6 protein-coding genes are annotated in these 8,393 nt (G+C 71.6%); 1 reads left to right on the top strand and 5 read right to left on the bottom strand.

All coding sequences use genetic code 11. The annotated features are described in order from the left end of the window. Window positions 1-240 precede the first annotated feature (240 nt). The gene (locus ACLZN2_RS36960; protein ID WP_416983932.1) at window positions 241-1,335 is read left to right on the top strand and encodes a LacI family DNA-binding transcriptional regulator; all 1,095 of its coding nucleotides are present in this window, start codon (window positions 241-243) and stop codon (window positions 1,333-1,335) included. A gap of 170 nt (window positions 1,336-1,505) precedes the next feature. Here the strand turns inward: ACLZN2_RS36960 and ACLZN2_RS36965 are convergent, their stop codons facing one another. The 5 genes from ACLZN2_RS36965 to ACLZN2_RS36985 all read right to left on the bottom strand — a co-directional run. Then, the gene (locus tag ACLZN2_RS36965) at window positions 1,506-3,125 is read right to left on the bottom strand and encodes a serine/threonine-protein kinase (RefSeq protein WP_416983933.1); all 1,620 of its coding nucleotides are present in this window, start codon (window positions 3,123-3,125) and stop codon (window positions 1,506-1,508) included. Between the two features lie 99 nt (window positions 3,126-3,224). After that, entirely contained in the window at window positions 3,225-3,827 is a 603-nt protein-coding gene (locus tag ACLZN2_RS36970) for a sarcosine oxidase subunit gamma (RefSeq protein WP_416983934.1), read from the bottom strand. Further along, a complete protein-coding gene (locus tag ACLZN2_RS36975; protein WP_416983935.1) occupies window positions 3,820-6,972 on the bottom strand; it encodes a sarcosine oxidase subunit delta family protein in 3,153 nt (1,050 codons plus the stop codon). Before ACLZN2_RS36975 ends, ACLZN2_RS36970 begins: the two co-directional genes overlap by 8 nt. Window positions 6,973-7,002: 30 nt before the next feature. Further along, window positions 7,003-8,235 (bottom strand): sarcosine oxidase subunit beta family protein, encoded by a 1,233-nt coding sequence (locus tag ACLZN2_RS36980; RefSeq protein ID WP_416983936.1) that lies wholly within the window; start codon window positions 8,233-8,235, stop codon window positions 7,003-7,005. Between the two features lie 19 nt (window positions 8,236-8,254). Beyond that, on the bottom strand, window positions 8,255-8,393 hold a 139-nt coding region (locus ACLZN2_RS36985; protein WP_416983943.1), incomplete at its 5' end, for a glycine cleavage T C-terminal barrel domain-containing protein.

Below are 8,393 nucleotides of genomic sequence, written 5' to 3' on the forward strand. Positions count from 1 at the left end.
CCGTAACATTCCCTTGCGCGTGGACTGCGAGCGCGGTCGCGTCGACAGTAATGCCAAAAGAGTGCATTCAGGCAGGCAGCCCCTCCCCCACTCCGTTACGGTCCGACCCCTTGACGCCCCGCGTATGACTGCGATGACGTGACAGCGCAGACATGACTACACAGTCAGAGACTCGTCGGCGAGCGGCGTCTGACATCATCAGTGCGCTAGTACGATCGTTCGGCCACACCGGGAGACACCATGACGCGAGCGACAGGGCGGGGCGCGAGTTCCGCGGCACCGCGCAGCGTGGACGTCGCCCGGCTGGCCGGGGTCTCACAGAAGACGGTGTCACGGGTCTTCAACGACGAGCCGTACGTCTCGGCCGACGTCCGCCGACGGGTCCTGGAAGCCGCCGAGCAGCTCGGCTACCGGCGCAACAACGCCGCCCGGGCGCTGGCCTCCGGCCGGAGCCGCTCCATCGGCGTGGTGACGCTGGGCACGGCGCTGTACGGCCCCGCCTCCCTCCTGATCGGCGTCGAGCGGGTCGTCCGGGACACGGGCTACGCGCTCCGGGTCGTCAACACGATGGAGGGCGACCCCGCGGGCGTGGCCGGTGCCGTCGACTCGCTGCTCGACCAGGGCGTGGACGGCATCGTCATCTCCGAGCCGATCGACGAGACAGGAGCCGAAGGGGACGTGGCCCTCAGGGTCGACGTACCGGTCCTGGTCCTCGGCGCGCCCTCGCCCGTCACGGCGCCCACCGTGCTGACCGCCGGCGACGGCGCCGACGTCATGGCCCGTACGGCGACCGAACACCTGCTGAACCTGGGGCACTCGACGGTCCATCACCTCGCCGGTCCGCAGCGGTGGTACGCCGCCCGGGACCGGCTGGAGGGTTGGCGGGCCACGCTGACCGCGTACGGCAGGGAGCTGCCGCCGGTCGTCGAGGGCGACTGGTCGGCCGCCTCCGGATACCGGGCGGGGCTCGAACTCGCCGAGGACGACGGCGTCACCGCCGTGTTCGCCGCCAACGACGACATGGCGATCGGTCTGATCCGCGCGCTGACGGAGGCCGGCCGACGGGTGCCGCAGGACGTGAGCGTCGTCGGCTTCGACGACATCCCGGTCGCCGCGTACATCACTCCGCCGCTGACCACGGTGCGCCTGCCCTTCGACGCCCTGTCCCAGGAGGGGCTCAAGCGTCTCGTGCACGCCATTGAGAACCCCGACGCCGACCCCCTGCCGGCGAGCGAACCACCGGTCGACCTCGTCGTACGCGCCTCGACCGCGCCCCCCGCCCGCCGGACGACCCCGGCCCGCGCACGGCGCACCGCCTCCCGTCCGGGGATATGACACAGGCTCTGAGGCGCCCCCGCCGCCCAGCTCCCGAACGGAGGTCCGTCCAGCCGCCTCTGATGAGAGCCGTACCTGATGGTCTGCAAGCTGCAGTCGGTGAAGAACCCGAGCCTGTATCTGACCGGCGCGTCGGACGGGGCGCCGCTGACGCTGCAGACCGCGCGGGGTCAGTTCGCCACGGCGAACTGGCTCCCTGTCTTCTGTCCGTTCTCCGTGCCGGCCGCGGCCACACAGCGGAAGACCCTCAGCCCCTTGTCCCACTCCGAGGCCGTGGGCGGGATGACGTCGGTCTGCCACTCCTTCGCGATCTCTCTGCCCTCGGGGAGCATGGTCGCGGTCATCACCACCTGCGAGCACAGCGCCTTGACGTCCGGATGCTTGATCAGGTCCCGGGCGTTGTTGGTCATGCCGTCCTTCGGCAGCGGGGCGATCGCGAAGGTCTCCCACACATGCTCGGTCGCGCAGTCCGCGCGGCTGACCGTGATGATGCCGGAGATGTCGACGATGCCGCTCCAGCACTCCGGGCTCGCGACACACCGGCCGCCCACGCCGCCCACTCCCGTCGCGGGGCAGTTCTTGGTCGTGGTGGGCACGCCGAAGCCGGGCGTCCCCTTGTCCTCGGCGGTGGCGCTGGAGGAGGGTGCCGCAGACCCGGAGGCCCCGCCGCCGTCGTCCGAGCCGAAGTACTGGTTCGTCACCACGGTGACCGACACGGTCACGGAGACGACGACGGCCGCCAGTACGGCGATCAGCCGGGAGTTCCGCCCGCCCTTGCGCCCGCCTTCGCCGCTGCCCGGCGCGGTGGCCACGGTCGTGCCGCCCGTCCCCCCGGGCCCGCCCGGGGCCACCGTCGCCGCGGGGACCGCGTCCCGGACGGGCGGCGCGTCCCGCCGGTACGGAACGGTGGTCATGGTCGGCGCCGGTCCGAAGCCGCCGGGGCCACCGGGCCCGCCCAGGGCGATCGTGTCGAGGTCGACAGCGGTGAGGGCGTCCCGGAAGGTGGCGGCATCGGACAGCCGCTCGGTCGGATCCGGGGCCAGGGCGTGCCGGAGCACGTCGTTGAGGGCCGTCGGCATCCCGTGCAGCGGGGCGTACGGCCAGGTGTGGCGCACGATCAGTTCGGCGAGGCTGAGCTGGGTCCCGTCGTCCGGGTGGTGCGGCGGGAAGCCGCGCAGCAGGGCGTACAGGGTGGCAGCCAGGGAGTACACGTCCCCGGCCGGGGTGGGTTCGGCCATGTGGAAGGCCTCGGGCGGCGCGTAGGCGGGGGTCAGCGCCTCGCGGGTCACGGACAGTTCGCGCCCCGGGCGGGGCATGGCCGCGAGCCCGAAGTCGGTGAGGGCCACCCCGCCGTACCGGTTGACCATCACGTTGCCGGGCTTGATGTCGCGGTGCAGCACCCCGGCGGCGTGGGCGGCGGCCACGGCGTCCGCGAGGCCCACGCCGATGTCACGCGCCTCCTTCGGCGGGAAGGCGCCCTGCCGGTGCAGCCGCTCGCCCAGCGAACCGCCCGGGCACAACTCCAGCACCATGTAAGGGCGGTCGTCGGCCAGCACCCCGGCGTCGTACACGGGGACCACGTGCGGATGCCCGGACAGCTGCCCGGCCGCCGTGACCTCGCGCAGGAAGCGCTGCCGGTCGCGCGGGGTGGACAGCACCCGGCTGTCCACCTTCAGCGCGACCTCCCGGCCCACGGCCAACTGCCTGGCCCGGTACACCGTGGCGAACCCGCCCTGGCCCAGGACCTCCTGGATCTCGTAGCCGGACAGTGCGATTCTTCCGGGCTCCATGTGCCGTACCCCCAGCGCGCCACCCCGGCCGGGACGTCCGGCCGAGGTCAGAGGCGAGACTCTAGTCCAGCGCGGTGACAGGGGTGTTCAACAGGGTGTTCACAGGTACTCGCCGGCGGCGTCCAGGAGCCAGTCGGTGAGGTAGCCGGCGAACGAGGAGCGGACCAGGACCCAGAAGCCGCCGCCGGGTTCGTCGCGGGCGACGAGGACGACCTGGGTGCGGCCGAGGGTGGTCTGGGCGCACTGTCCGGGGCCGAAGGCGCGGGGGTGCAGGTCCAGGGGGCAGCCGTGGGCCAGCAGGTCACGGGCGTGGGAGCCCGAGAGCAGGAGCGTGGTGCGCTGGGCCGAGACGTCGATGACGGAGACCGGTTCGTCGCCGGCGGCTTCCCGGATACGGCTCTCCAGGTCCCCTTCGGCCCCGGGCGGGCCCACCAGCAGCCATTCGTCGGGGCCCAGCCACAGCGCCGTCAACTCCCCGGCGCGTACCACCGTGTTGGGCTCCAGGGGCAGTTGCAGGCCGAGCGCGAGCCCGACCGCGTCCGCCGCTGACCCCTTGGCGTCGAGGCGGATGTTCACCTGGGCCAGGAAGGGCAGTTCGGCCAGCCGGACCGCGCCCCCGGAGGTGCGCGTCGCCGCGGCGAGGCGGTCGGCCACGTCCGCCAGGGGGCTGCGGAGCGGGGCGGTGAGTGCGGTGTCAGCCATCGCGGCGGGCTCCCTCGGGGTCGTAGAGGACGGGGCCGGTGACGGTGACCGGAACGAGTCGGTCACCGACGGGGGCGTAGAGGCGTTCGCCGATGCGTTCGCGGCCGCCCTTGATCAGGGCGAGCGCGAAGGTCCGGTCGAGGGCGGCGCTGCGGTAGCTGGAGGTGACGTGGCCGAGCATCGGTACCGGGGGTGCGGGCAGCACGCTGTCGGCGACGAGGTGGGTGCCTTCGGGGAGGAAGGTGCCGGGGTCCTCCGGGAGCAGGCCGACCAGGTGCTTGCGGTCGGGGCGGACGGTGTCGGGGCGGGCGAAGGAGCGTTTGCCGATGAAGTCGGGCTTCTTCTTCGACACCGCCCAGCTCATGCCGAGGTCCTGGGGGGTGACGGTGCCGTCGGTGTCCTGGCCGATGATCGGGTAGCCCTTCTCGGCTCGCAGGACGTGCATGGTCTCGGTGCCGTACGGGGTGATGTCGTAGGGGGCACCGGCCTCGTACAGGGCCTCCCACAGGGCGAGCGCCTGCCACGGCGAGACGTTGATCTCGTAGGCGAGTTCGCCGGAGAAGCTGATCCGGCAGACGCGGGCGTCGATCCCTGCGACGGTGGTCTCCCGCCAGGCCATGAACGGGAAGTCGTCGTTGGAGACGGCCAGTCGGGGTGCGAGCGAGGCGAGGACCGCACGCGACTTCGGGCCGACCAGGGCGACCGTGGCCCACTGCTCGGTCACCGACGTGCAGTGGACCTGGAGGTGGGGCCATTCGGTCTGCAGCCACTCCTCCATCCAGTCCAGGACGGTGGCGGCGTTGCCCGTGGTGGTGGTGACCAGGAAGCGGTCGGGGGTGAGGCGGATGACGGTGCCGTCGTCGAAGACCATGCCGTCCGGTTTGCACATCACGCCGTAGCGGATCATGCCGACCTTCAGGGTGCTCATCATGTTGGTGTAGAGCAGGTCGAGGAAGACCCCGGCGTCGGGGCCCTGGACGTCGATCTTGCCGAGGGTGGAGGCGTCCATGAACGCCACGCTCTCGCGGGCGGCGGCGCACTCGCGCAGCACGGCGCTCTCCATGTCCTCGCCGTCCTGGGGGTAGTACCAGGGGCGCTTCCACTGGCCGACGTTCTCGAACAGCGCGCCGTGCATGACATGCCAGTCGTGCAGGGCGGTGGTGCGCACGGGGTCGCTCAGCACGCCCCGGTCACGGCCCGCGAGTGCGGCGAAGGAGACCGGGACGTAGGGCGGGCGGAAGGTGGTGGTGCCGAGGGCGGAGATGTCCACGCCGAGCAGGTCGGCCACGATCCCGCCGGCCAGAACGCCGGAGGTCTTGCCCTGGTCGTTGGCGGTACCGGCGGTGGTGTAGCGCTTGGTGTGCTCCACCGAACGCAGGCCCGCACCCGTCGCACGCGACAGGTCGTCGACCGTCACGTCACGCTGAAGATCCACGAAACGGGGGGCGCCTTCGCGGCCGGGGACGGTGAAGACCTGCATCGGCGGGGTGTACGGCTGCGCGGTCGCGTCCGGGAAGGCGGGGTCCTCGGCGGTGTAGCCCTCGGCCTCCAGCGCACGCGCGGCAGCCGCGGCGCCCTGGGCGAGGACGGTGGGCAAATGGAGTGCGCCGCGCGCGCTGCCCGCGACCTCGACGGCCTGACGGCAGGTGTCGGGGACGAAGGAGCCGAGGGTGTCGTCGTAGCGGAGCTTGCCGCCCGACTGGCTGAACAGGTGCGCGACCGGGTTCCAGCCGCCGGAGACCAGCAGCAGGTCGGCGGCGAACTCACGCCCACCCGTCGTCTCTCCGTACGGCGCGACAGTCACACCCGTCAGGCGGGCCTCACCGTCCGTACCGATCACGGCGTGACCGGTCAGCACCTCGATGCCGGCGGCTTCGGCACGCCTGGCCCACTCGCCCGCGTCGGGCCGCGTGTCGACGATCGCCGACACCGACACGCCCACGGCGTGCAGGTCGAGGGCGGCGGCGTAGGCGCTGTCGTTGGTGGTGAAGACGACGGCGTGGCGGCCGGGCAGGACACCGTGGCGGTGGACGTAGGAGCGGGCCGAGGCGGCCAGCATCACACCGGGACGGTCGTTGTCCGCGAAGGCCAGGGAGCGTTCGTGGGCGCCGGTGGCCAGGATCACCCGGCGGGCACGGATCCGCCAGACCCGCTCACGCGAGACCTTCTCCGGAGCCGCCGCACCCAGGTGGTTGGTGCGGCGCTCGACGGCGAGGAGGTGGTTGTCGTCGTAGTAACCGAAAACGGTGGTGCGGCGTAGCACACGCACCTCTGGGGCGGCTTCGAGCAGCCCGCTCGTCTCCTCGACCCAGTCGAGGTGTTCGCCCGTGCCGAGGAGGCTGCCGCCCAGCTCGGGCTGGTCGTCGGCGAGGATGACGCGGGCGCCGCTGCCGGCCGCCAAGGCCGCGGCCGCAAGACCCGCCGGGCCCGCGCCCACGACCAGCAGGTCGCAGTGGGCGTGCACGGCGTCGTAGCGGGCCGGGTCCGGCTCGGTCGCCAGGCGGCCCTGGCCGGGCAGGCTGCTCGCGACCAGGCCGTCGTAGAGCTCGACCGTGGTGGCGGGCAGCATCGGCTCCGGGAACGGGGCCTCGATCTGGATCACGGCGTTGGGCTCTTCGACACCGGCGGAGAAGATGCCCCTGGGGCGGCCGAGCTTGATGCTCGTCGCCGCCTGGATCACACCATGGGCGAGCAGGGCGGAGGCGAGGGTGTCGCCCTGGTAGCCCTGGTACTCGACGCCGTCGAAGGTGAAGGTGAGACGTTCGCCGCCGTGGAGGCGGCCGTGGGTCGCCAGACGGTACGACGGGGTGTCCGTCGTCGCGGTGGGCGACTCCGTCCTCGGACGCACTGCCTCAGCCGCCCTCGGCTGCGGGGTCTCCGGGCGTTCCTCGCCCGACCGGTACACCGCCAGGATCTCGTTGGTGGAGGTGTCGCGTACCGCGTTGAACCAGCGGCGGCAGCCCACCGCGTGGCTCCAGCGTTCCGCGAAGGGCCCCTTGGGGTTGTCACGGAAGAAGAGGTAGCGCGCCCACTCCTCGTCGGAGAGCTCCGCCGGGTTCTGCGGATAGGGCACGTGGGCCTGGCCGCCGTAGTGGAACTCGGCCTCGTCACGGGGCCCGCACCACGGGCAGGGGATGAGCAGCATGGATCGGCTCCCAAAGAGTGCAGTGGTGTCCTAGTGGGCCACCGCGGCCGCGCCGTGCTCGTCGACGAGCGCGCCGGTGGTGAAACGGTCGAGCGAGAACGGGGCGTTCAGCGCGTGCGGGGTGTCGTGGGCGATCGTGTGGGCGTAGACCCAGCCCACCCCCGGGGTCGCCTTGAAACCGCCCGTGCCCCAGCCGCAGTTGAGGTAGAGGTTGTCCACCGGGCTCAGGCCCACGATCGGCGAGGCATCCGGACTGACGTCCACGATCCCGCCCCAAGTGCGCAGGACGTGGGCACGCGCGAAGACGGGGAAGAGTTCCAGGGCCGCCGACATCTGTTCCTCGATGATGTGGAACGCGCCGCGCTGGGTGTACGAGTTGTAGGCGTCGATCCCCGCACCCATCACCAGCTCACCCTTGTGCGCCTGGCTCACGTACACATGCACCGCGTTGGACATGACCACGGTGGGGTGCACGGGCTCCAGCAGCTCCGAGACCAGAGCCTGCAAGGGGTGGCTCTGGATGGGGAGTTCGATGCCCGCCATGGCGGCGAGGACCGAGGTGTGGCCGGCCGAGCACAGGGCCACCTTGCCCGCCGCGATCGGACCCAGCGTGGTCTGGACGCCCACGACCCGGCCGTCGACCACGTCCAGACCGGTGACCTCGCAGTTCTGGATGATGTCCACACCCGCTGCGTCCGCCGACCGCGCGAAACCCCACGCCACGTAGTCGTGCTTGGCGATCCCCGCCCGCGGCTGATACGTCGCACCCAGCACCGGATAGCGCACATCCGGCGAGATGTTCACGATCGGGCAGACTTCCTTGACCTGCCCGGCGTCCAGCCACTCCGCGTCCACCCCGTTGAGGCGGTTGGCCTCCACCCGGCGCACACTGTCCCGCACGTCCTGAAGACTGTGCGCCAGATTCAGCACACCCCGCTGGGAGAACAGGATCGGATAGTCCAGCTCCTCCGCCAGGCCCTCCCAGAGCTTCAGGGCGTGCTCGTAGATGCCCGCGCTCTCGTCCCACAGGTAGTTGGAGCGGATGATCGTGGTGTTGCGGGCCATGTTCCCTCCCGCCAGCCACCCCTTCTCCAGCACCGCCACATTCGTGATCCCGTGGTTCTTCGCCAGATAGTGCGCGGTGGCCAGACCATGACCGCCACCACCCACGATCACGACGTCGTACGACCGCTTCGGCTCAGGCGTCCGCCACAGCCAGTCGGGGTGATCCGGAAGCTCGGCGCCGGGGGTACGAGGGCTCATCGGGCATCTCCGGGTTCGCTCAGCCGCGCAGGCGGGACATGGTGGGGTCGAAGAGGGGTTCCTCGGTGACGACGGCTTGCACCCGCTGGTCGAAGTAGCCGATGTGGAGGGTGGTGCCGGGGGTGGTGAGGTCGGCGGGGAGCCAGGCGTAGGCGATG

The organism is Streptomyces sp. T028 (assembly GCF_048159505.1).
Lineage (GTDB): Bacteria > Actinomycetota > Actinomycetes > Streptomycetales > Streptomycetaceae > Streptomyces.